Here is a 22756-nt window from a genome sequence, read left to right on the forward strand (position 1 = left end):
GGTTTATCGTATGGGAGGGTAACTTTTGGAAACTTTTAATAATATCATCAATGCTGTCAGCAGTGTGGTATGGAGCACGCCGCTGGTGGTGCTGTGCCTGATCGCAGGGCTTGTTTTTTCAATATGGCTGGGCTTTCCGCAAATCCGTCATTTTAAGGATATGGTCGGCCTGATTGTTCACCAGGAAAAGGGAAGTAAAAGCGGAATTACGCCATTCCAGGCCTTTGCCACAACGGTCGGCTCCCGCGTGGGCATGGGCTCTGTGGCCGGTGTGGCCACAGGCATTTACTTTGGCGGCCCAGGCGCACTGGTGTGGATGTGGATATTGGGGCTTCTGGGCGCGGCGACGGCGCTTGTAGAAACAACGCTGGCCCAGGCCTATAAGCGCCGGGTCAACGATGAATATATCGGCGGTCCGGCCCTTTACATTGAGCGTGGCTTCAAGAACAAATGGATTTCGAGTAAGTACGCTAAGGTTTTTGCCGTGGCGACTATTCTGGGGCCGGGTATCCTGATGCCAGGGCTGCATTCCAATTCATTGGCAAGCACCTTTGAACGCTCCTTTGGGCTGCCGATGATCTTCGGCGGTATTCTGCTCTGCGTGTTTTTGGGGATAGTGACCTTCGGCGGGGTCAAACGTATCGGGAAGTTTGCGGAAAAGGCAGCGCCGGCCATGTGTCTGGTCTATATGCTCATGGCCATTGGCATTATTGTAATTTATTACCAGAATATCCCATCTACCATTGCGCTGGTTTTCAAATCCGCTTTTGGCGCAGACGCTGTCTTTGGCGGTATTGTGGGCTCGGCCATTGCCTGGGGGGTTAAGCGCGGTGTTTACTCCACCGAGGCGGGGCAGGGTTCCGGAGCCATCGTGGCCTCGGCGGCTGAGACATCTCATCCGGTGAAGCAGGGCCTGGTGCAGGCGCTGTCGGTTTACATTGTATCCTTTATTGTCTGTACCTCCACGGCTATTATTCTTCTGCTGAGCATGTCCTATAATGTGGCAGGACCGGATGGCGGCATGCTGGTAGAATATCTTCCTGGCAGCCAGTACGGCGTAGGCTGGACACAAGACATTCTGGAAGCCACTTATGGCGGCCTTATCGGCGGGAAGCTGTTCGCAGTCATCATCAGCCTTTTTATTTTTACCAGTCTCATTGGCTACTCTTACCAGGCAGAGAGTAATGTGAATTATCTGTTCCATGGAAAAAAGATAGCTGTTCAGGTATTTAGGGCTATCTTTATCCTGTCCACCTTTTCCGGCGTTATTGTAAACGCCGATGCCATCTGGACCATGGGCGATACCGGCGCGGGCATTATGACCTGGCTCAATATTGTGGCCGTTTTACTTCTATCCAGACAGGCGGTCAGTATGGTAAAGGACTATCAACGGCAGAAGTGCGAGGGACTGGATCCGGTATTTCATCCCGCGGATTTCGGCATTGACGACCCAGACCACATCTGGGATAAGTATGCGGAGAAATAAAAATTCAGAAAACTTCCAAAGCTGTCTTTGGGAGTTTTTGTGATATAATGAATAAACCAAAACAGGGGGTGACGGCATGAAAATACAGGAGACAGACTGGGGTTATGTGGAGTGGCAGCATATTCATGAGGAGGACAATCCCAGACAGTCCATGAATATTGGGCGGACGGTGATTCTGCCTGGAAAGCACCAGGTAGAGCATGTGCATTACGGCCAGGAGCAGCTGGTTTATATCCTGAGCGGCGAGGGAATTTACGTGATCAACGGCGAGCGCAGGCGCTGTGCCAAAGGGGCAGTGCTTTATATGGAGGCGGGCAGCACACACGAAACCATTAATGACACCGGCGAGCCCATCTGTGAGCTTTTAGTATCCAATCCTGTCAGCGGCGCGCGGGAAATTACCATGCGCGAGATGAAAAGAATGGACAGCAGCGGTAAAAATGCCCTGTACGCGGCGGTCGAGAGCTTGCGTGCGCCGCTCATTGAGCCGCTTAACCTGCCGCTCACTATTTTTGATGCCGAATGGCGTACCGTGCTCCAGACACCACATTTTCCCGCATTCTGCAAAAAGCACTGCGACCCCGAAAAGCATCCGGAAGCCTGCGCCTGTATGGACACCTGCTCCTTTACGGCCGACGCCGCCTGTACCGAGAGTGTCTGTCCCATGAGCCTGAGGGTCTACAGCGTGCCCATCATCCACAATGACCTGTGCATCGGCGTGGTGCGCGGCGGCTTTATCCTGCTGTCTGGTTCCCGGGTGGAAGAGCACGAGGGCCTGTACGATATGCCTGAAAGCGCGGCCCTCAGCATTAAAAAGCTTCTGGGCGAAATTGCCAATAATATTGTCAACTACTGTGTGTTTGACGATGCCCGGAGGGAGCTCGAGACAAAGGAGAAGGCCATAAAGAACTCACAGCGGCAGGGTGAAATCCTCGAGCAGAACCTTCAGCTGGCCCAGGATACCGTGACCAATTTAAAAATTAATCACCACTTTCTGTTCAACACCCTCAACTGTATGGCCTCCATGGCCCTGCAGGACGGCTCGGAGCGCCTGTACGCCGGGATTATCGATCTGGCCGATCTGTTTCGCTATACCATGAAAACCGACTGCCGCTTTGTCCCCTTCGAAAAAGAGCTGGCCTATCTCAATAATTACCTCAACCTTCAAAAGCTCCGGTACCGAAAGGGCCTGAGCCTTACCTATGATTTGAGCGATGCCCTCATGGGAATTGCCGTGCCTTTTAATTTTTTACAGCCCATCGCAGAAAACGCCTTTATTCACGGTTTTGCAGGAAACGTCAAGGAGCGGAAAATTGCGTTAAAAACCTGGGTGTCTGATGGCCGCGCCCACATTGTTATTCAGAATAACGGCACGGTGATGGACCCCATCACCCTGAATCGTGTTAACCGCAGCCTCGCCAGCGGCAGCGGCCACGGACTTTCCCTGATTTACACCAAGCTGGCCGCTGCCTTTGGTGAAAATTTTACCATGAGCATTCTATCAGACCAGAACGGTACCAGCGTGGTGGTCAACCTGCCAGTCACAGCCGCAGAGGAGGAACTCCATGATTAAAGCCATTATTGTCGACGACGAACCAGCCGTATCCGAGATTTTGACCTTTTTTATCAAAAAGAATGAGCTGCCCATTGAGATTGTGGGAATAGCTGAGGATGGCCAGGAGGCCATAGCGCTTATCGGGCAGGAAAAGCCTCGGCTGGTATTTCTGGATATTCAGATGCCTGTCATGAACGGATTTGAGGTCATGCAGAGGAGCAACAGCGAAACGGACTTTATCATCATCACTGCATTTGAGTCCTTCAGCTATGCCCAGAAAGCCCTGCGCCTGGGGGCAAAGGATATTCTGCTCAAGCCCATCCAGTACGAACAGTTTACCGAAGCCCTTACCCGGGCCATCGGCTGGCAGTTTACCGGAAACGCTACCGTGAACGGTGTGCTGGAATATATCCACAGTCACTACGCCGAAAAAATAGATCTGACCACACTGGCGGACATCTCCTATTCAACGCCCAGCCAGATTGCCAGGCTCTTTAAAAAGTATATGGACAGCACTGTCATGACTTATGTGCACAAAGTGCGCATCGAGAAAGCCATGACCCTGCTGGAAAGCGGTGAGGCCAGCGTTAAAGAAGCGGCTCTGCTGACAGGGTACGAGAGCCTGAATAATTTCTATAAATATTTTAAACAGCACACCGGTATGACGCCGGCGGCGTTCTGCGAAAAGAAGTCATAAAAAGATCCGTTGTGCCGCATCTGGCGGCACAACGGATCTTTTTATGAGTGGGGGAGAGCGCTCTGTTTTACAAATTTGCCGGCAGAGAGCACATCCCAGGATGCAGTTGTCCCAGAATAAGAGAATATTTTGGCGAATAAAGATCAAGGCCCGGGACTGCTGTCAAAAAACAGAGTACCAGTCTTTACGGAGAATGCCGGTACTCTAAGAGAGAATTGATCAGCTGGTACTTGGGCATCTTATGGCTGTCTGGCTTCATAGGCTGCGATCGTATCGTAGCTGTAGTTATTTTTATTCAGAGTATCCCCTTTATTTACAAGAATAATCTAGATATTCCTGATAACTTTGTCTAAACTGCTGGTGCCGGTTTTTTTACTGTTTTTTGCCCAACTCATCCATCCGGTGTTTTCATTAGTCCCGGCATAGCTGCGCCGGTCGATTTCTGTCTGAGGAGTTGTAACTGAGCCAAAACAGTAAAATCGTAAAGTGTTGCGCTGGCTTTTTTGCTTTGGTCTGGCTTTGAGATTTCTGAGCCTGCACCCAAAAGAAATTAATACTGTTCTAAGCCTTTAAGGTAAATTGACATAAAAGCAATTGCCCTTTACAATAGAGATAGATATAACGTTAATCAAATTGAAAAGGAGAAAAATAATGAGAAAAGAACAGACCGTACCATCCTTTGACGGTATGGAACTGGTAGTGACTGTGGATAGCCCGGAGGTATGCAGGGCGGTTGTGGTCTTTGTTCATGGGCTCTGTGAGCATCAGGGGCGGTACGACTACATCACCGACAAATTTACCGCACGTGATTTTAAGGTATATCGATTTGACCACAGAGGCCATGGAAAATCCTCCGGTGACCGATATTTTTATACGAATAAGGATGAAATCATCGATGACACCAACTTTATTATTGAACTGGCTAAAGGTGAAAATCCAGAGCTGCCAGTATACGTGATCGGGCACAGCATGGGCGGCTTCGCGGCAGCGGCATTTGGCACTAAGTATCCGGATGTGGTGGACGGTATCATACTCTCCGGCGGCCTGACCCGCGACAACACTGGACTCATCATCAACGTGGATATGGAGCTTGCTCCGAAAACGGAATTTCCAAATGAGCTTGGCGACGGCGTGTGCAGTGACCCGGCAGTGGTGGAAGCCTATGGAAAAGATCCGCTCAATGGCAAGTTCTTTACCGCCGGTCTGTGCCAGAGCATCGCTGAGGGGCTGCGCTGGCTCATGGACAACAAGACTTTCAGCTATCCGGTGCTGCTGCTCCACGGCGAGAAGGACGCGCTGGTATCCCCCAAGGACACCATGGATTTCTTCGCCGATATCCCATCCAAGGACAAGCAGATGAAAATTTATGGTAATGCCTGTCATGAAATTTTTAATGAATATATCCGTGACGAGGTTATCGAGGATGCCCTGGCATGGATTGAATACCGTCTAGGGTAAAAACAAGTATAGAATCCCGCGGTGCTGCGAAATACGCCGCCGCGGATTTTTATTTGCTCTAAATTGAATAAGACTGGGTTTTGTTGTTCTTTTGTTGTACTCTGGGGTGTAAGATAGGGTAAGAAATAATCTAAGGATACAAAAGAAGGGAGCACTTAAAATTAGAAGGATTCATACTTTACTCATCACCTTTCTCGCCTTCCTGCTGCTCAAGGCGGGAGGAAGGGTAGGAAGCCGCTGCACTATCTGCCATTCAGGCTCGAAAGGGCTTTATGGTTGGAGGAAAACAGGCTGGCTATGCCTAGAAGAAGGGAACACCTCTGTACGTGCAGCAAGGTGATCTGAGCCTTACGCTGGCCATCGCCGAGGCTGTGATTGTCCGACACAGAAAAAAGTATTCATAAAGGAGAAATCAAAATGAAACGTAAGACAGCTGTATTTTTAAGTATTGTGGTATTTGCTGTGCTGGTGGCTACAGCCTATTCAAATTCCAGTCAGAAAAAGGAAGAAATTCCGAATCCCATGGTGCGTTATGATACAATGGATCAGATTGAGAAAAAAATTGGGTATTCCCCGGCGATTCTGCCAGCCTACTCGGGCTTTGAGCTGAAAGAAATGTACATTATCGGCGATGAACTGGTGGATCTGAGATATCAGAAAACCGGCGGAGCAGAAGCGGCCCTCCGCAGCCAGAAGAATGCAGAAGGTGACATCAGCGGCTATCAACAGCTGAGCTACAGCCCGGAAACCTATAACGGTATCACCTATAATATTGCCGAAAATGCTGACGATCAGGCGATTGTCGCGTGTTTTACCAAGGGAGACATGACCTATTCCATGTCTGCAGTCGGACTGGATAAGAATACCTTTAAGAGTGAATTTGCAGCAGTGATCGATGAGGTCAATAATCAATAGGGGGTCGTAGAAGACCGCAGACAGCCAGGAAAGGACAGATAAAATGAGAAAAGGACGTTATTACAGAAGTAAGAGAAAAATTCATTTAAAACCGCGGTTTTTTGTAGTTTTGGCAGCAGTGCTGCTGGTATGCCTCGTTGTGTCTTCCATGGTGATCGGAAGGCACAACATTGAGAAAGGAGCAGCTGCCCAGGAACAGATTGCCGGTAAAATGGCAGAGGTCAGCAGCAGCTTTCAGGTACCAGCCGCAGCCGGTGTGCTGCAGATGGCAGTCAATGAACAGAAAAAGGCCGGAGGGCCAAGGGTGGACGCTGAGCTGAGAGCAAAGATGGATGAAGTGAAGGCCAAGTTAGCAGCGGGTGACACCGCGGACCTGAAGGTAGTTTTCTTTAGCTTTGACGACGGCCCCAGCGAGCATACCGGGGAGATTCTGGATATGCTTAAAAAGTATAACATCAAAGCCACCTTCTTTACGAACGGCAGGGAAGGACCAGCCATGGAAGAGGCTTACAGGCGCATTGTGAAGGAGGGGCATACACTGGCTAACCATACCTGGAGCCATCAGTACAGCCTCTACAATAATGCGGATGCCTTTTACGCTGATGTGGAAAAACTGGACGCTTACCAGAAGCAGGTGACTGGTCTAAAGCAGACCTCCCACCTGTTCCGTTTTCCAGGCGGCTCTGCAAACGCCAATGCTACCTGTACCCGGGGGATAGTGAACCGGGGTTACAACTATGTGGATTGGAACGTGGTGTGCGGCGATGGCACCAGCAACAGCCTGAGCGTTGATCAGCTGACGAAAAACTTTATTGACGGTGTTCACGGGCATAATGTCTCCACGGTGCTCTGCCATGCCGAGCAGAAGGAAAATACCCGCAAGGCACTGGATAAAACCTTTAAAACCCTGCTGAAGGAAGGATACACTTTTTTACCTATGGAATATGATATGGAGCTGCCAAGACAGCTGTAGGCGAGAGGAGAGACAAAATGAAGCCCTGGAAGACTGGCAGGATGTCGCTTCTGCTGCTGGTCATGGCCGCGTTTAACGTCTTTGCCGCGAGGAGTAAAATTTCATATCGCCCTGCCAGAAAAGTATCATCCTTTTAAAAGGATATTCTTTCAGAACTGTGGGCAGCTTTTTGATCTGGATGCTTATACTGTTTTTAGTCTTTGCGGGCATCGTACTGTTTCTCAGGGGCGTTTCTCTGCTTTCGGGCGCAGTTATTCTTATGGTAACCTGGCGGACTGCAGGCGGAGGAGGAGCGTCTCTGGGAGTGATGATCCTTATTGGGATTCTGGAAGTCTGGCTATGAGGAGATTAAGGACCTGGACATCAGAAGCTTTTTGACTCGGAATATAAATCTGTACATTACGCCTATTGTCTATGGTGACATAGAAAATTTAAATGTAGATGCCCTCAGTATTGAGGAAACATTTACCAGTGAAGCACTGATGGAGCGTGCTAACCAGAAGAACAAGGATGTGCACCCTGGACCGTCAACGATGTCGACAGCATGCAGAGGATGATTGACTGCGATGTGCATAACATCATCATCGGCTTTGGGCTGTAAAAAAAGGCTGCGAGAGGTAAGCCGATGAGTAGTGCTGTTTTCGATGGGGATTCCAGCTGTGTGGGCAGCGGATATGGATAATCCAGTGGAGACAACAGTGCGTCTGAGCGTTAGTCCCGGAACGGCAGTAAAGGAGAGTGTGGCGAGAACAAGTTTAAAATCGGAAAGCGGCGTTTATCCTGCCAAAGCCGGATCTTATACTCTTATCTCCCGCTAACGTAGGGACGAGGATGGCTATGCGGACGCCGAGATGCAGATTGTCCTGAGCCTGAAAAACACAAATGCCAGACCAGGCGGACTGATTACCTGCGCTGCCTTGGCAGATGAGGGATCAGCTCTGCTGGCTGCAGGCGCACTTTTGGCGCTGGTACTTTTGATGATTCTAGGGTATTAGTCCATCCGCATCTACTCCATCATCCAGAAATTAATCATAATCGAAGTTGACATTTTTAACATCAAGGGTAAGATAGTTTCTGTTCTTAACCAGAAGATCAACTGTATGCCTGCCTGCTGCTGGGTAAGGCCGGGGATAAAAAGCACCGCTTTAGACCGGATAGTGCCATGAGTGTACTGGACTGGGGAAGGGATGTCTGACCGTTTTACCGGAAAAGTAGCGCAGGATGGCGGAGAAGTTATGGATTTAAAGGATTGCCTGTGTGTGGTTGAGGTAATCCACAATAGGTATTAAGAATAAAAACACCATGAGGGAGACGCCCAGCATGGTGTTTTTTATTTATCAGAGCCTGTAAAAAATCCCCCTAATGCTGCAAAGACGCAGGGCCATAGGGACTGTTTTTATTCTTTGAAGGAGCGGAGAAGCTATTTACCAGCTTCCGCCGCCACCGCCGCCACCGCCGCCGCCGGAGAAGCCGCCGCCACCCGTAAAGCCGCCGCCGCCAAATCCGCCGGAACCGGAATTCGGTGGAACGGTAATGTTGGTTGAGATGGCGTTCATGCTGTGCATGAGCGCGTTGGTGAAATAAATCGTATTGAACATGCTGTAGGAGTCATAGGTTCTGTACCAATGTGGCGGTTCGATCGCCAGACTTTCAAAACGTTTGGCCCATTTATCTGTTACGCCCAGCACATAAGCGTACGGAAGTACATCAAAGAAATAGTTGGGGTTTTCATCCACTAGGGTTTTGATGCGGTCCAGCTCTGCGGTCTGGATAAAGTTTTTAAAACCAAGGGTCTCGCCGAGCCACTTGCTGCCCTGAGGTGTCCGCTTGGTGGCAAAGGCGGCGAAGAACGCTGCGATAACAGATACCAAAACGGGTACCAGCGGCATTAAAATGGTGCCAAAGGTGACCGTGCCTGTGGCCAGAACAATGACCAGAAGCGCAGCGGAAATCAGAGTGCCCGCAATCACACGCCCGGTAAAAGAGCCCGCGGTCATACCCTGGCGGGTTTCGATGGTGTGGGCTAAAAAGCTGAGTCCTGCAAAGGGAAGAATCCCGAACAGGCAGCCCATGATCAGTACCATGAACACATCAAAGTAACCTTCGCTTCTGTAGCCCATAACACAGCCAAAAATGAACAGTGGGAGGAAGCAGGCCAGGTGAATAAAAGCCTGAGCCGTTTTGGAGCCTGGGGTGAACAGTCTGTTCTGAGGCTCTGCGAAAAAACCGCCAACCTCTGCCTTAGCCACCTGCATATCCTCGTAAAAGGTATCCTCAAGGTCCTTCATGTTGGAGACTGTGCGATTGTTTGGGAAAAGGGCGCGCATGACCGTGCGCTCAAAGTTCAGTGCATCGGCTGGGAGTTCCTGTATTTTCTCGAACTTAAAGTTCTTTTTGCTGGTTTGCTCAATGGTCAGATAGCCCTTGTCCGCCAAATACATAATCATGGACAGGATTTCCTCGTTGCCGGTTTTACCGTCGATCACCGTCCCAATCTGAGCTGGTGTGAGGCCATCCGGGGCGTAGAACATGACTGGCTCCAGCGGCTTGTGGTCACGGCCATAGCGAAACCACAGAAAAACAGCCAGAACCAGACATATACCTGAGACAATATAGACGATCGGATTCCACTCATTGCCGGTGCGTGCGCCCACAAAATAGCCCTGGGGCAGACGGATATTAAGGGTAACGCCCTCATTGGCCTGCAACGGCCGATTGAGCGTGCCATGAATGGTGTTGCCGTCAACTGTATAGGTTACTGCATTGGTATCTGTGACACCATAGCCGCCCACAATAAATTCGATTTTTGAAGGGTCGAATTCCTTGGGCATATTGATGGTAAAGCTTGCGCTGTCAATGGTAGTGTCCCATTTCCCCGGGATGATATTGAAATAAACATCGTCAAACTGGCTGATATGGTCATCCCCGGGATCCCAGGTATAAGAGATATCATAGGTCTGGTCGCCATCTACATATTCGTCTTCGTCGCCGATTTTAAGGACCTTACTGCCGTTTTCGGTATCGGTGTCAAAGTTGTAGCCCGGAACCTTGATGTTGGATATTCGGGCATTGTAAGATGTTTCGGTCGCTTTGCCGTCGATATCACGGTAATAGCTTCCACTGTAGGGAATATAACGGTAAAGCCCATGTCGTGGCTGGCTGAAAGTAACATTAATTTTTTCGTTGACATCATAGGCGTGGTTTTCCTGTACGTTCATGGTCACAGCGTAGCTGTCTATGGTGAAGTATTCCCTGGCCAAACCGGCTCCGGGAAACACAAGCGCCAGCAGTAGAAGAAGTGCCGTCAGTACAGGCAGTTTCTTTTTCATTGGTGCACCTCCTTAAAGGAATGTAAAAAGGAGAATGGAGAATTAAAGCTTTTATTCTTTTAATTCTCAATTCTCCAAGCATAATTGTCCGTTGATTTAAAATTGTACTTTGACGTTTTCACGCTCTTCCTGAGAAGATACTTCAAAATAAGGTTTCTTTTCAAAATGGAACATGCCGGCGATGATGCTGCCCGGAAACATTTCAATTTTGTTGTTCAGGTTTTTAACGGAAGCATTGTAGTATTTTCTCGAATTGGCAATGTCTTCTTCAATGTTCTGAAGCTGACGCTGTAAATCCATGAAATTGGTGTTTGCCTTTAAATCCGGGTAGGATTCGGTAACGGCAAACAGGCTTTTTAAGGTGCCGGTCAGGGCGTTTTCACTTTTCAGCTTATCGTCGATGGATGTGGCGGTCATAGCAGCGTTGCGGGCTGCGGTCACCTGTTCCAGCGTCTGGGATTCATGCTTGGCATAGCCTTTAACGGTTTCCACCAGGTTTGGAATCAGGTCATACCGTTTTTTCATATAAACATCCATGGTTGAGAATGCTTCTTCGGTTTGATTTTTTGTTTTAACCAGACCATTATAGCTGCCCATCACCACAAGGGCGAGGATGACCACAATGGCAATGATGATTATGAGTGCAATCATTGTAAACCTCCTGCGTTTAAGTTGATCTCATTATACCACATTTTCCTGCCTTCTAAAAGAATTTCAGACAGCCTACAGCTTAAATAAATCCGTACTTAAGTATTTTTCGCCCCGGTCCGGGAAAATGACCACGATGAGGCCCGAGTCCAAAGTTTTTGCCACCTCGCAGGCCGCGTACATGGCCGCGCCGCTGCTCATACCCACAAAGATCCCTTCTTTTTTGACAATCTGCCGCACGTACTCAAAGGCGATCTCAGATTCCACCATGATATGCGTATCGATTTTATCAGGATCGTAAATGGCAGGAACAATAGCCTCCTCCATATTTTTGAGCCCCTGAATATAGTGCCCTTTTACCGGGTGTGCCTCCACGATCTGTACGTCCGGATTATGACTTTTAAGGCCCATGCCAATGCCCATGATGGTGCCGGAAGTTCCCAGAGAGGAGACCATATGGGTAACCTTTCCGCCAGTCTGCTCCCAGATTTCCTCGGCGGTGGTGGTGTAGTGGGCCAACTTATTATACTCGTTACTGAACTGGTTGGGGTTAAAATATTTATCCGGGTTTTCTGCCAGCAGCTCCCGCACCCGGCAGATGGCACCGTCAGTACCTTTGTCGGGCGCGGTCAGCGTGACCTTGGCACCGAAGGCCTGGATCATCTTGCGGCGTTCGATGGAAACCGCCTCGCTCATGACGATCTCCACATTATAGCCCTTGACGGCCCCGATCATGGCCAGTCCGATGCCTGTGTTACCCGAGGTGGGCTCAATGATGGTCTTATCCTTGGTCAGAGCGCCGGACGCTTCGGCCTGTTCGATCATTTTAAGGGCGATGCGGTCCTTAATACTGCCGGTGGGGTTAAAACCTTCTACCTTGGCGACGATTTCCACCCTGGGGTTTGGGCTTAAATGGTTAAGGCGCACCATGGGGGTGCGGCCGATGGTCTCTAAAATATTGTTGTGAATCTGCTGCATGTTGTGCTTCCTTTCTGTATCTTTGTCCTTTAATCTTTGTCCTTTATGGGATAAATGAAAAATGGATTCAATCCTGCATAACATTATAGTACAAAAAGCAGCGGACTGCACGGGGAATTTGAGAAAAAGCAAAGCTGAAAACCTTTTGCAGCCAAGAAAAGCTTTTATTTGAGAGACATTTGTATTATAATGAGAGACAGTTATAATAAGTAGCAGAACCCAGATGGGATTATTTTCATCCCAATGGGACAATTGAAGGAGGGTGTTCATGAAATATCACTGCGTATTGTTTGACCTGGACGGCACATTGCTGAATTCCAAGGAGGGCGTCTGGCGTTCCTTTGAGTACGCGCTTAAGATGCTGGGGCATCCCAACCCAAAAATCGAGGATATTGAGCCCCTTATCGGGCCGCCGATCGAGCAGGTCTTTACGAAATATTATGGCTACAGCGAGGAAGACGGCTGGCGTGGCTACGACTTTTATCAGGAAGAGTACGTAACTCATGGCCGTATGTATAAGGACCCTTTCTTTGACGGAGCAACCGAAACTGTGGAGGCGCTGCGGGCTTTAGGCTGTACGGTCGGCATCTGTACCAACAAGGGGGAGCCCACAGCCCGGCAGATTGTGGGGAAATCCGGGGTCAATATCGACGCGGATCATGTGTATGGCCCCGACGAGGCCGGCACCCGCACCAACAAGATCGAAATCATCAGCGCTTTTTTAGAGGATTACGGCTACGATACGCCGGAGAAAAAAGCCGGCGTGCTCATGGTGGGGGACCGCTATTACGATATTGAGGGCGCTCACGCCTGCGGTATCGACGCAGCCGGAGTGGCCTTTGGCAACGGAACCCGGGAAGAATTGCTTGAAGCGGGCTCCATCGCAGTGGTGGATCACATGATGGATCTGATTGAAATCGTAAAAGGATAAAACAGAAAGGAAGTAAAAATATTATGGAAAGTTTGAATGTACATCGCAGCATTGTGATCAACGGCGATCTGAAGTTTACGAACGTGAGCCGTGTGCTGCAGTCCAAAACCTTTGGAAAAATGATCACCACCTTTGTGAACGAGCTGGAAATCCGCCATTCCAGAAAGCTGAAGGCAGTCATTCCCTTCAGGGACGAAAACAAATCTTTTGATCTGGAGAAATTCCGGGATTTTGTGACCCTGCTCAATATGAAACCCTTAAAGGAGGTCATGCGCAGCGGTTATTTTGATATCCAGTACGGCGTGGATGAGTATACAGCCATCATGCTGGATTTCCTTGAAGGTTTTTACAATTACTGGCGTAATATTCAGCGTTTTATGGTCAAAAACGAAACCTATAATCCGGACGATGGCGCAAAGCGTTCCAAAGCACACTCGCTGGCATCCAACAATGACTCCCTCAAAAAGCTGGTGCTGGATTTGTACCGGAATATTTTATACAACGTCACCGGTAAGAGCCTCAGTATTTACAGACAGCTGCCCTCCGGCGCCCAGGTCTCTTTTCTGGTCGACCATTTTGATTTCCCAAACGATGTCAAGAGCAAAAACGACTCGCTGTACCGCGTGCCCTATGTCTGGGAGGCCATTTTTGAGCCTCCGGTCATTTTCTATACCCAGTCCAGCAAGCGAAACGGTGTGTTCCCTATTAAAAAGGATAAAAAAATCCTCGAGCGGTTTTATATGGACGCGGAGTCCTGGTACGCCATTCCGGTAAAAGCCGGCCGTCTGCTGATTATTGTGTACTGCCACAAGGATTTTCTGGAGCTGGGCGCAGGCCTGTTTAACCTCTTTGAGCTGGCTACCCCGGAAGAGTTCCTCCACAAAAAGCCTGACGGCGTGGTGTTCTTCGGTCTGGACAAGAGCCTCTTTGACGAGGATGAAATGCTGGGCTTTGTGGTGAAAGAAGACGGCGTCTATTATGGCATGCTGCCCAACGAAGCGACCATCGATTACTTTGGCTATATGAAGAAAATGATCCTGACCCTGCACAATATCATTCAGATCAAAAACTTCTGGCTGCCCATCCACGGCGCTTTTGCAAAAATACGTCTGGCGGCTGAAAAGCCTGTCAACATCATGCTGGTAGGAGACAGCGGGGCTGGAAAATCTGAAACCCTGGAAGCCATTCACAAGCTGCCCAAGGAGCTGGGCTGCGATGTGGATATCCTCATCGACGATATGGGCTCTCTCCACTTTAACAAGGAGGACGAGCTCATGGCTGTGGGTACCGAAATCGGTGCCTTTGTGAGGCTGGATGACCTCCAGCCAGGTTATGCCTACAGCACAATGGACCGCTCCATTTTTATGAACCCTAACATTGTCAATGCCCGCGTGATTGTGCCGCAGATGACCTATGAGGAAATCTCCGCCTCCACGCCGGTGGACTATATTTTTTATATCAATAATTATGAAAAAATTGACGAGGAACACCAGCCCATCGAAATGTTCGAGGATCTCGACACCGCCTTGGCGGTCTTCTCCGAGGGTAAACGTATGGCCAAGGGTACAACCGGAGAGGTGGGCATCACCACGACCTATTTTGCTAACCCATTTGGCGCAGTGCAGTTGAAGAAGGAGCATGAAAAAATTGCGGAAAACTACTTTAAGCGCATGAAGGAAAAGGGCGTCAAAATCGGTGTGATCCGCACCCAGCTGGGCATTCCGGGCTTTGAGCAGGACGGCCCCTTCGTTGCTGCCGAATCCCTGGTAGAGTTTATCAAAAATATCAAATAGGCATATAGGACCGCTTCGGCGGTCTTTTTTACCACAGAAGTCATTAAAAACGAACAAGCCTTTAAATGCAGCTTAAAAAATAAAATAATTCTAAACTGGCAGGTGAAATAATTTGAAATTTTTTTTAGATCGCGTTATAATAAAGAAACGAACAATATTTCATTAATCAAGGAGGAATTTACCAATGGGAAGATTAAAAGGTACGGAAACCCTGTCTAACTTAATGAAGGCATTTGCAGGTGAAAGCCAGGCACGTAACCGCTACACATTTTTTGCCTCAAAGGCTAAAAAAGAAGGGTATGTACAGATTCAGGAAATTTTCCTGGAAACTGCGGCGAACGAAAAAGAACATGCTGAAGTTTTCTACAAATATATGGCTGCTGAATTAGAAGGCGGCGAAGCCATGATGCTGAATGTCAATGCTGACTATCCAGTAGCACTGGGCGATACAAAAAGCAACCTGTTAAACGCTGCTGCCGGCGAAAAGGAAGAATGGGCAGATTTATACCCGGCTTTTGCGGCAACCGCTAAAAAAGAAGGCTTTGACGATATCGCAGAATCCTTTACTCAGATCTGCGTGGCTGAAAAAGCTCATGAAAACCGCTATAAAAAATTAGCGGCCAACATCGAACAGGGCAAAGTATTCAAACGTTTTGGCGATGTAAAATGGAAATGCGGCAACTGTGGCTATATCTATGAAGGCAACGACGCGCCTCAGGTATGCCCGGCTTGTAAACATGACCGTTCTTACTTCCAGCTGTTTGTTGAAACCTACTAAAATCGAGAATTTATCCCTTCCTGTCGCACGGCGCGACGGGAAGGGATTTTTTAGTTGCGTGGGCGGCAGAAACAGGATAAAATGGAGACAAGACTAAAAAGGGGAAGAAGAATGGAAAAAACTGTTGCACAAAAGCTCGTCGGCCTGTTGGCCGGGCTCCTCGTTATCTCGGCCGGAATGTTTTTAATTCTGCGGCCAAAGACCTCGCTCACCGATCTGGTGTTGCTTATCGCTGTGGTTCTGCTGATCATTGCGTTTATGAACCTGGTGGCAGTGATCTACAAAAAGAAAATTAAGGGCCAGGGCGAGGTGCTGGAGGCCGTGGTCAACCTTGGCTTTGCCGTTGCCTTTTTTGTGCTGCGTTTTAAGGTGATACGCTGGATACCGGATATTTTTGCCGGATGGATTATCTTAAACTCTATCATCCGTTTTATGTCCGCGGTCACTTACTTTAAGGACGGCGCGCCAAACTACGGCGCCTATTTTGTGAACGGAGTGGTCACACTGGTGGCGGGGGCACTTATGTTGGTCAACAACCGCCTAAATGCCATTGGATTTGGGCTGGTGGCGGGGATCTATGTGCTGTGGTACGGCTTTACCATGATTTTTGATACTTTTAACGAGGAATCGACTCAGCAAAAAATGTCGGCTACGGCTAAAAAGATGCAGAGAAAGCTGCGCTTTGCCATTCCACCGGTGCTCGGCGGACTTTTGCCCAGGAGGCTGCTCAAGGAATATGATGCAAAGGTGGCGTCCGAGGACGCTAACATTTATCTCCACGAGCAGAATGTGTCTATCCCAGGAAAAGCAGCGGGGCTGGCGCCCTTTAACGTCGAGATCCTGGTGCACCTTTCCAAGAAATTTATGGAATCCTTTGGCCATGTAGACCTCATTTTAGGTGATGAGGCTGTATCCTATGGTAACTTTGACGGCCACAGCTACAGGCTGTTCGGAGTGATCAGCGATGGGGTGCTGTTTCGCTGCAACCGGGAGCGCTATCTCCAGCAGTCCACCTATCACGACGATAAGGTGCTCATTGCCTTTAAGGTGGCCTTTGAGAAAGAGGAGCTTTTGCAGATTAAACGGAATTTTGAAACCATGCGTGAGAATATGACTGAGTGGTACTGCGATACTCAGCTCATGGAGCAGGGGCTGCTTCCGGAAAAAGTATACGATGATGTTGCCGACCAGATATATAAGGGGAACGGCGCTTCCTTTTATAAATTTAAAAAGGGTACCCTGAAAACCTATTTTGCGGTGGATACCAACTGCGTGAAGGTGGCGGACTCTCTGTTTGAAAATACGAATTTTGACAAGCCGGCCATACCGGGGATTGTTACCCCCGGCGCTTACTATCAGTTTCTGATGCGGGAGCTGGAAAAGCCAGGTACCAAGGTTTACGAGAAGCATATTTATTCCAGAGATACCCTTCCCTATGACAAAACGCTGGAAACTGGAAAACAATGAGAAAGCCCTGCTCCTGTCCCAAAACGGGACAGGAGCAGGGCTTTTGCGGTGCGGGTTTACTGGCAGTGCTGACCGTTGCCTTGACGGCCCCCGCCATGGTGTCGCCCCTCACCTACCGGGTTGCCGGAGCGGTCGCAGATACCGTCGCCATCGACGTCTCCGTAGGCCTTGGGGCTGCCATTCTGGCAGCCCTGGCCAACTGGATTGCCGCTAACATCACAGATGCCGTCACCATCGGTATCGCCGTAGCCGCAGCCATTTCCGCCTTTATTCTGGCTGGAGACCAGGATATTTCCCGGGTTTTCTGCCGGGGCTTCGCTATTCTGAACGGCGGTGGAAACACAGTTTCCGTCACCGTTACAGTCTCCAGTATGAACGGGACTGCCGGTAACATCGCAGATACCATCGCCGTCTGCGTCACAGACCACTGCGGTATTCTGGGCATTGTATTCCTGCATAAACCGTCCGCCGTTTCCAGCGGCCAGGGCCGTGGTACCGGTGAGCAGTGCTGCTCCGACAATGAGTCCAGTCATGACTTTTTTGTTCGTTTTCATTTTAAACACTCCTTATTTCTTGATCTTGGCTTTATTATAGAGGAGATTTATGGCAAAATTGTGACAGAAGTTAAAAAATAAAAAAATGCCGGCAGAGCGGCATTTCGGAAGTGTTATTTTTCATCAATATCCTCTAGGGGTTCTTTGAGTTTATTGATGATTTTTTCGAGCTCTCCGGTCAGTCCGGTTAAAAAGTTGGAGATGACCTTTTTATCAGCACTGTTTAGGTGGCCGATGAGGCTATCCACGCCCTCCACCAGGTGGTCTTCGTCGGCCTTCATCCGGCTGTAAAGAGCCTGCCCGTCATCTGTCAGGTTAAAGATGACTTCGCGCAGGGAGCGCTCCTTGGTGACAAGTCCTTTTTCGAGAAGCTTGCTCGTGCTTTTGGAAACGGCGCTCTTGGAGACGTTCAGGGCTGCCGCAATGGCGGTCAGGTTGAGGCCGGGGGTAGTGCCGATGACGCGCAGGGCGCTGGTTTCGGAAAGGTAGAGGGGAATATCGCCGCCATAAAACCGTGGGAGACTCTCGATCATCTGATATTGGGCCGCGATTTCGGACAGGGCCGCCTGGAGGTCGATTCTGGCCGCCGGCGCTTTGGTTTTTGACGGTTTGACTTCCGCCGTTTTCAGAATTTCTTTTTTCTTGCCGCTCTTTTTCTTTGAATTCTTCTTTTCAGCCGGTTTCTTACTCTTTTTTTCCTTTTTCATCATAATACCTCACTTCATCAAACTATGATAAAGACCGGAACCAAGCCGGTGTGACCGGGTTCCGGGGTTTTATCACAGTTCGGCCGCTGGCCGGATTTATTTTTTCAGCATGCTGTTGGTTTTAGACAACCGGTATGCCAGCACGCAGAAGGAAATACCAAGACTTAAAAAAGCAATGCCTGTCCAGATGGTGATGGTCAGCGCGGTGAAAACTGGGTGGAGGAGAAGAACGATTGACAAAATGACAACCAGAATCCCCAGTGCCAGGTTCCAGCCCCAGCCGGTATCGCCCAACGATTTCGTGGTGAAGGCATAGCCGATGGTATTAAACCCGCCAAACATGACGGCAAAGGCAACATAAAAGGCCAGTACGTCTGCGGACAGATTCAGATTTGCCACCAGAATGATCCCGAGCACCAGCATGAGAATGCCGGATATAAGATTCCACCCCCAGGCGGGAATGGCTTTCCGGTTGAAAATGGTAACAAAAATAGAAGCAATCCCTGAAACCAGAAAGGTCAGGGCAAAGATAATGGTCAAGGCAGCATAGCCCTGCATGGGTGTAAAGAACAGCCAGATGCCGATGGCGATGGCCAGGATGCCCAGAATCAGGAACATCCACCAGTGTTTTATGGTCTTTTCCAGGTCCTCTTCAAGTGTTTCAATCGGTCCCTTGGGTTCTTGTTCTTCATACATAAATAAAGACTCCTTTCATTAAAAAAATGTCTGTTTTCTGTTATTCTATTGTATACCCGCGGTGAAAGGTAAATAACACTATAATCAACCTGGTTGCTTATATGTTTATCATACAGGATTATACCGTAAAATGCAACAAAGTTTTCTTAATTTGAAGCTTTCTTGATAATTGTAGTGAAAGTTTCATATTATAAAATGAAGTTTGAAATGCTTTACCTAAAGGTTGTTTTCTCACTTTAGTAAAAGTATGATATAATAATTAATCAAAATATCGAAACTGCATATTGTATTATAGATAAAGGAGCGAAATCATGAAGGAACTAACCTGTACAACGGAAAACAAACACCAGTACAAGATTATGATTGGCAATGGGTTAAAAGAGCATCTGTACGAAATGGATGAGGTCTTTGGCAGCTACCGCAGCATTGTCATTATCAGCGACAAGAACGTGGCCAAGCTGTACCTGAGCAATGTGAGAAAGCAGCTTAGAAGCCTTGGCGCAGAGGTCTATACCATCGTGATACCTGCCGGAGAGGAATCCAAAAATCTGGCTCAGGTCGAGGAAATCTATTATAAACTGATGGATATCGGCATCACCCGTTCCGATGCCATTGTGGCTTTGGGCGGCGGCGTTGTGGGAGATCTGGCTGGTTTCTGTGCCGCTACCTATATGCGCGGTATCGATTTTGTGCAGATTCCGACATCCCTTTTGGCTCAGGTGGACAGCAGCGTTGGCGGCAAGGTGGGCGTGGACCTCGGCTTTGGCAAAAACCTGGTGGGCGCTTTCCACCAGCCAAAGGCCGTGATCATCGATCCCGAATTTCTGGACACTTTGGACGACCACTACCTGACCGATGGCATGGGTGAGGTGATCAAGTACGGGTGCATCAGCTCGGCCAAGCTGTTTGTGCGGCTCATGGGCTTTGAGTATCAGGAGGACCTGCTGGAGGATATGGAGGAAATCATTGCCAAATGTGTGCAGATCAAGCGCAATGTGGTGGAAAGCGATGAAAAGGAAAAAGGCCTCCGCCGCGTGCTCAACTTTGGTCATACCATCGGTCACGTCATTGAATCCTACTTTGAATTTAAGGAGTACTCCCACGGTGAAGCAGTAGCCATCGGTATGTACCAGATCACCAAGATGAGCGTGCGCGAGGGGATCACTGCGCCGGAAACCCTGGGCAACCTTCAGCTGATTCTGGAAACCTATGGCCTTCCCTATGAAATGCCTGAGATGGATATGAACCGTGTGAAGGAGATTCTGTATTCGGATAAAAAGTTTGAGAATGACGTTTTAAATATGTGCATCATCACTAAAATTGGCAAGGCAGAGATCGTAAAAATCCATAAGGATCAGGCCATTCAGTTATTTCAGTAGAAAGGGACAGCATGAAAAAAGTCGAAATTACACCTAAAAAGCTCGGCGGCGTTATCTGTATTCCTCCGTCCAAGAGCGTCAGCCACCGGGCGGTGATGTGCGCGGCCCTGTCACAGGGAACCAGCGTGATTACCAATATCCTTTTGTCCGACGATATCACCGCGACCTGTAAAGCTATGGAAACCCTGGGAGCAGAGATCAAATATAAAGAAAATGAGGGAAAGCGTTTTACCCTGATGATCACTGGTGTGAGTCGTCCAGATACAGAGGGCAAGACCATTGACTGTATTGAGTCCGGCTCCACCCTGCGCTTTATCATTCCACTGCTTGCGTTAAAAGCCAGGAATTCGCGGGTCATTGGCCGCGGAAGGCTGACAGCGCGGCCAATGCAGCCCTACTATGATATTTTTGAGGAGCAGGGCATCGCCTATCAAAAGGAAACCGAAGGCCAGGAGCTGCCTCTATGTTTTACAGGGGCTTTAAAACCCGGGACTTACCGCCTAAATGGCAGCATTTCTTCTCAGTTTATTACAGGGCTGCTGTTTGCGCTGCCGCTGCTTGACGGGGATTCAGTCATCGAGATCACTACGCCGCTGGAATCTAAGCCTTATGTCGACATTACACTGGATGTGATGGAAAAATTTGGCATTGCTGTGATCAATGAGGATTACCGTTTGTTCCGCATTGCCGGAAAGCAGCGGTATAAGGCTCGGGATTACCGGGTAGAGGGCGATTTTTCCCAGGGCGCTTTCTGGCTGGTGGGCGGTATCCTGGGCGAAAAAACGGATTGTGAGGATTTGCAGCCCGCCTCATCCCAGGGGGATAAAGTCATTGTTGAGATCATTCAGTCCATGGGCGGCTGTGTATCCCAGACAAAATCGGGCTATGTGGCAGAGCCTGGAACGACACATGGCACGGTGGTGGATGTGTCTCAGTGCCCGGATCTGGTGCCGGTGCTCACGGTGCTGGCGGCTCTGAGCGAGGGGGTGACAGAGATTGTGGGAGCCGCCCGGCTGCGCTTTAAGGAGTCTGACCGGCTGGCTGCCATGAATGAAGTGCTGACCATGCTGGGGGCAAAGGTAACCGAGCATCCTGAGGGGATGACCATTGAAGGGGTTAAGCGCCTGAAAGGCGGCGTGGTTGACAGCCATAATGACCACCGTATCGCCATGGCCGCAGCTATTGCCAGCTTTGCCTGTGAGGATAAACTCACGATCACAGGTGCCGAAAGTGTGCGGAAATCCTATCCGGATTTTTGGGAAGATTTTAAAAAAATGGGAGGCGACATCCATGAGTTCGATCTGGGGAAATAAGATAAAGGTTTCGGTGTTTGGAGAATCCCATGGAGCTGCCATTGGCGCGACCATTGATGGGCTTCCCTCTGGCGTGAGTGTTGATCAGGAGGCGGTCGCCTTTGAGATGAAACGCCGCGCGGCATCCAGCAGCCGACTGGCGACACCGCGTAAGGAGGCAGATGAGGTGGAAATTGTCAGTGGCTTTTTTGAAGGAAAAACTACAGGCACGCCGCTTACCGGGATCATCCGCAATGGTAATACCCGTTCTAAGGACTACGCCCGCACCAAGGATCTTATGCGCCCGGGGCACGCCGATTACAGCGGCTGGGTGCGCTACAGTGGTTTTCAGGATTACCGGGGAGGTGGCCATTTTTCAGGACGTCTTACAGCACCCCTTGTTTTTGCAGGCGCTGTCGCTAAGGCTGCGTTGGCTCAGGTCGCTCCCGAGGTTAAAATCGGCAGCCGGATTTTATCCATCGGCAGTGTCTGGGATAAAAAAGATTTAAAGCCTGGAGAATATGCAGCGCTTCGCTATGAAAATCCGATGTTCCCGCTGTATACAAAGACGCTGGAGGAGGCGATGAAGGATGAAATCCTCGACGCCATTAAGGATCAGGATTCTGTGGGCGGTGTGATCGAGGGCTATGTGACGGGAATGCCGGCCGGCGTGGGGGACCCGCTGTTCGATTCAGTCGAAAGCCGGCTGTCCGCGCTGCTGTTTTCAGTGCCGGCGGTTAAGGGTGTTGAATTTGGATTGGGCTTTGACATCACCGGCCTCCGCGGCTCTGTGGCCAACGATCCCTTTTATATGGACGGCAGCCGGGTTAAGACCACGACCAACAATAACGGCGGCATCAACGGCGGAATTACAAACGGCATGCCCATCGTGTACCGGGCAGCCTTTAAGCCTACGGCTTCCATCGCGCAGCCCCAGAAGACTGTTAACATGGCGACCAGTGAGGACGCTGAAATCGAAATTCAGGGCCGGCACGATCCTTGCATTGTGCTGCGGGCCTGCCCGGTGGTCGAGGCGGTAACGGCATTATGCATGCTGGATTTTCTTTTATAAAGCCTGCAAATAAAAAGTCAAGGAGAAAATGAAAAAAGATAATACTGA

Annotated in this window: 23 protein-coding genes; 17 read left to right on the forward strand and 6 right to left on the reverse strand. The window is 49.4% G+C overall.

Going from position 1 to position 22756, the window contains the following annotated elements; translation table 11 throughout:
- Positions 1 to 25 precede the first annotated feature (25 nt).
- The 10 genes from DW091_RS18640 (at position 26) to DW091_RS20215 (ending at position 8079) form a co-directional block, all read left to right on the forward strand.
- Entirely contained in the window at positions 26 to 1486 is a 1461-nt protein-coding gene (locus tag DW091_RS18640) for an alanine/glycine:cation symporter family protein (RefSeq protein WP_058695822.1), read from the forward strand.
- 76 nt (positions 1487 to 1562) lie between these two features.
- Complete coding sequence (locus tag DW091_RS18645; RefSeq protein ID WP_118518948.1) at positions 1563 to 3059, forward strand: histidine kinase; 1497 nt, start codon at positions 1563 to 1565, stop codon at positions 3057 to 3059.
- On the forward strand, positions 3052 to 3738 hold the full coding sequence (locus tag DW091_RS18650; protein ID WP_058695820.1) for a response regulator: 687 nt from the start codon (positions 3052 to 3054) through the stop codon (positions 3736 to 3738). Before DW091_RS18645 ends, DW091_RS18650 begins: the two co-directional genes overlap by 8 nt.
- A gap of 651 nt (positions 3739 to 4389) precedes the next feature.
- Positions 4390 to 5196 (forward strand): alpha/beta hydrolase, encoded by an 807-nt coding sequence (locus tag DW091_RS18655; protein WP_074617822.1) that lies wholly within the window; start codon positions 4390 to 4392, stop codon positions 5194 to 5196.
- Between the two features lie 417 nt (positions 5197 to 5613).
- Positions 5614 to 6111, forward strand: a complete 498-nt coding sequence (locus tag DW091_RS18660; RefSeq protein ID WP_118518949.1) for a hypothetical protein — start codon at positions 5614 to 5616, stop codon at positions 6109 to 6111.
- A gap of 43 nt (positions 6112 to 6154) precedes the next feature.
- The gene (locus DW091_RS18665; protein WP_118518950.1) at positions 6155 to 7084 is read left to right on the forward strand and encodes a polysaccharide deacetylase family protein; all 930 of its coding nucleotides are present in this window, start codon (positions 6155 to 6157) and stop codon (positions 7082 to 7084) included.
- Between the two features lie 178 nt (positions 7085 to 7262).
- Positions 7263 to 7427: a hypothetical protein gene (locus tag DW091_RS20410; protein WP_207665251.1), complete on the forward strand. Its 165-nt coding sequence runs from the start codon at positions 7263 to 7265 to the stop codon at positions 7425 to 7427.
- Positions 7402 to 7641, forward strand: a complete 240-nt coding sequence (locus DW091_RS18670) for a hypothetical protein (RefSeq protein ID WP_118518951.1) — start codon at positions 7402 to 7404, stop codon at positions 7639 to 7641. Before DW091_RS20410 ends, DW091_RS18670 begins: the two co-directional genes overlap by 26 nt.
- Positions 7642 to 7728: 87 nt before the next feature.
- The gene (locus DW091_RS20210) at positions 7729 to 7902 is read left to right on the forward strand and encodes a hypothetical protein (protein WP_158577942.1); all 174 of its coding nucleotides are present in this window, start codon (positions 7729 to 7731) and stop codon (positions 7900 to 7902) included.
- Positions 7903 to 7935: 33 nt separating this feature from the next.
- Positions 7936 to 8079 (forward strand): hypothetical protein, encoded by a 144-nt coding sequence (locus tag DW091_RS20215; protein ID WP_158577943.1) that lies wholly within the window; start codon positions 7936 to 7938, stop codon positions 8077 to 8079.
- 429 nt (positions 8080 to 8508) lie between these two features.
- On the opposite strand, the gene DW091_RS18675 is transcribed toward DW091_RS20215, so the two are convergent.
- The 3 genes from DW091_RS18675 to DW091_RS18685 all read right to left on the reverse strand — a co-directional run bounded on the left by DW091_RS18675 (position 8509) and on the right by DW091_RS18685 (position 12039).
- Positions 8509 to 10413, reverse strand: a complete 1905-nt coding sequence (locus DW091_RS18675) for a DUF2207 domain-containing protein (protein WP_118518952.1) — start codon at positions 10411 to 10413, stop codon at positions 8509 to 8511.
- 96 nt (positions 10414 to 10509) lie between these two features.
- Positions 10510 to 11064: a LemA family protein gene (locus DW091_RS18680; protein WP_058695813.1), complete on the reverse strand. Its 555-nt coding sequence runs from the start codon at positions 11062 to 11064 to the stop codon at positions 10510 to 10512.
- 72 nt (positions 11065 to 11136) lie between these two features.
- Positions 11137 to 12039, reverse strand: a complete 903-nt coding sequence (locus DW091_RS18685; RefSeq protein WP_187368486.1) for a cysteine synthase family protein — start codon at positions 12037 to 12039, stop codon at positions 11137 to 11139.
- 268 nt (positions 12040 to 12307) lie between these two features.
- Between DW091_RS18685 and DW091_RS18690 the strand changes: the two genes are divergently transcribed.
- The 4 genes from DW091_RS18690 (at position 12308) to DW091_RS18705 (ending at position 17008) form a co-directional block, all read left to right on the forward strand.
- Positions 12308 to 12970, forward strand: coding sequence for an HAD hydrolase-like protein (locus tag DW091_RS18690; protein WP_118518953.1), 663 nt, complete (start codon positions 12308 to 12310; stop codon positions 12968 to 12970).
- Between the two features lie 23 nt (positions 12971 to 12993).
- Positions 12994 to 14763: a hypothetical protein gene (locus DW091_RS18695; protein WP_118518954.1), complete on the forward strand. Its 1770-nt coding sequence runs from the start codon at positions 12994 to 12996 to the stop codon at positions 14761 to 14763.
- A gap of 184 nt (positions 14764 to 14947) precedes the next feature.
- On the forward strand, positions 14948 to 15541 hold the full coding sequence (gene rbr, locus DW091_RS18700) for a rubrerythrin (protein ID WP_058695810.1): 594 nt from the start codon (positions 14948 to 14950) through the stop codon (positions 15539 to 15541).
- A gap of 111 nt (positions 15542 to 15652) precedes the next feature.
- Positions 15653 to 17008, forward strand: coding sequence for a DUF308 domain-containing protein (locus DW091_RS18705; RefSeq protein WP_096920165.1), 1356 nt, complete (start codon positions 15653 to 15655; stop codon positions 17006 to 17008).
- Positions 17009 to 17064: 56 nt separating this feature from the next.
- Here the strand turns inward: DW091_RS18705 and DW091_RS19950 are convergent, their stop codons facing one another.
- From DW091_RS19950 to DW091_RS18720, 3 genes are all read right to left on the reverse strand, one after another.
- Positions 17065 to 17562 (reverse strand): hypothetical protein, encoded by a 498-nt coding sequence (locus DW091_RS19950; RefSeq protein WP_147365310.1) that lies wholly within the window; start codon positions 17560 to 17562, stop codon positions 17065 to 17067.
- Positions 17563 to 17675: 113 nt separating this feature from the next.
- Positions 17676 to 18272, reverse strand: coding sequence for a MarR family transcriptional regulator (locus DW091_RS18715; RefSeq protein ID WP_118518956.1), 597 nt, complete (start codon positions 18270 to 18272; stop codon positions 17676 to 17678).
- A 93-nt stretch (positions 18273 to 18365) separates the two neighbouring features.
- Positions 18366 to 18965, reverse strand: coding sequence for an HdeD family acid-resistance protein (locus DW091_RS18720; RefSeq protein WP_058695806.1), 600 nt, complete (start codon positions 18963 to 18965; stop codon positions 18366 to 18368).
- A 311-nt stretch (positions 18966 to 19276) separates the two neighbouring features.
- Between DW091_RS18720 and aroB the strand changes: the two genes are divergently transcribed.
- Genes aroB through aroC form a run of 3 tightly spaced genes read left to right on the forward strand, consistent with a single transcriptional unit; the run spans position 19277 to position 22708 of the window.
- Positions 19277 to 20344, forward strand: coding sequence for a 3-dehydroquinate synthase (gene aroB, locus DW091_RS18725; RefSeq protein ID WP_058695805.1), 1068 nt, complete (start codon positions 19277 to 19279; stop codon positions 20342 to 20344).
- A gap of 11 nt (positions 20345 to 20355) precedes the next feature.
- A complete protein-coding gene (aroA, locus tag DW091_RS18730; protein WP_118518957.1) occupies positions 20356 to 21657 on the forward strand; it encodes a 3-phosphoshikimate 1-carboxyvinyltransferase in 1302 nt (433 codons plus the stop codon).
- Positions 21635 to 22708 carry a chorismate synthase gene (aroC, locus tag DW091_RS18735; protein WP_074617833.1) on the forward strand — a complete coding sequence of 358 codons (1074 nt, stop codon included), beginning with the start codon at positions 21635 to 21637 and terminating at the stop codon, positions 22706 to 22708. Before aroA ends, aroC begins: the two co-directional genes overlap by 23 nt.
- Positions 22709 to 22756 lie beyond the last annotated feature (48 nt).

This window comes from Eubacterium sp. AM05-23, from assembly GCF_003477535.1.
Taxonomy (GTDB): Bacteria; Bacillota; Clostridia; order Eubacteriales; family Eubacteriaceae; genus Eubacterium; species Eubacterium maltosivorans.

Coding starts and splice junctions, on each gene's coding strand:
- DW091_RS18645 (WP_118518948.1), top strand. CDS start 1,563: ATGAAAATACAGGAGACAGACTGGGGTTATGTGGAGTGGCAGCATATT.
- DW091_RS18650 (WP_058695820.1), top strand. CDS start 3,052: ATGATTAAAGCCATTATTGTCGACGACGAACCAGCCGTATCCGAGATT.
- DW091_RS18655 (WP_074617822.1), top strand. CDS start 4,390: ATGAGAAAAGAACAGACCGTACCATCCTTTGACGGTATGGAACTGGTA.
- DW091_RS18660 (WP_118518949.1), top strand. CDS start 5,614: ATGAAACGTAAGACAGCTGTATTTTTAAGTATTGTGGTATTTGCTGTG.
- DW091_RS18665 (WP_118518950.1), top strand. CDS start 6,155: ATGAGAAAAGGACGTTATTACAGAAGTAAGAGAAAAATTCATTTAAAA.
- DW091_RS20410 (WP_207665251.1), top strand. CDS start 7,263: ATGCTTATACTGTTTTTAGTCTTTGCGGGCATCGTACTGTTTCTCAGG.
- DW091_RS20210 (WP_158577942.1), top strand. CDS start 7,729: ATGGGGATTCCAGCTGTGTGGGCAGCGGATATGGATAATCCAGTGGAG.
- DW091_RS20215 (WP_158577943.1), top strand. CDS start 7,936: ATGCAGATTGTCCTGAGCCTGAAAAACACAAATGCCAGACCAGGCGGA.
- DW091_RS18675 (WP_118518952.1), bottom strand. CDS start 10,413: ATGAAAAAGAAACTGCCTGTACTGACGGCACTTCTTCTACTGCTGGCG.
- DW091_RS18680 (WP_058695813.1), bottom strand. CDS start 11,064: ATGATTGCACTCATAATCATCATTGCCATTGTGGTCATCCTCGCCCTT.
- DW091_RS18685 (WP_187368486.1), bottom strand. CDS start 12,039: ATGCAGCAGATTCACAACAATATTTTAGAGACCATCGGCCGCACCCCC.
- DW091_RS18690 (WP_118518953.1), top strand. CDS start 12,308: ATGAAATATCACTGCGTATTGTTTGACCTGGACGGCACATTGCTGAAT.
- DW091_RS18695 (WP_118518954.1), top strand. CDS start 12,994: ATGGAAAGTTTGAATGTACATCGCAGCATTGTGATCAACGGCGATCTG.
- rbr (WP_058695810.1), top strand. CDS start 14,948: ATGGGAAGATTAAAAGGTACGGAAACCCTGTCTAACTTAATGAAGGCA.
- DW091_RS18705 (WP_096920165.1), top strand. CDS start 15,653: ATGGAAAAAACTGTTGCACAAAAGCTCGTCGGCCTGTTGGCCGGGCTC.
- DW091_RS19950 (WP_147365310.1), bottom strand. CDS start 17,562: ATGAAAACGAACAAAAAAGTCATGACTGGACTCATTGTCGGAGCAGCA.
- DW091_RS18715 (WP_118518956.1), bottom strand. CDS start 18,272: ATGATGAAAAAGGAAAAAAAGAGTAAGAAACCGGCTGAAAAGAAGAAT.
- DW091_RS18720 (WP_058695806.1), bottom strand. CDS start 18,965: ATGTATGAAGAACAAGAACCCAAGGGACCGATTGAAACACTTGAAGAG.
- aroB (WP_058695805.1), top strand. CDS start 19,277: ATGAAGGAACTAACCTGTACAACGGAAAACAAACACCAGTACAAGATT.
- aroA (WP_118518957.1), top strand. CDS start 20,356: ATGAAAAAAGTCGAAATTACACCTAAAAAGCTCGGCGGCGTTATCTGT.
- aroC (WP_074617833.1), top strand. CDS start 21,635: ATGAGTTCGATCTGGGGAAATAAGATAAAGGTTTCGGTGTTTGGAGAA.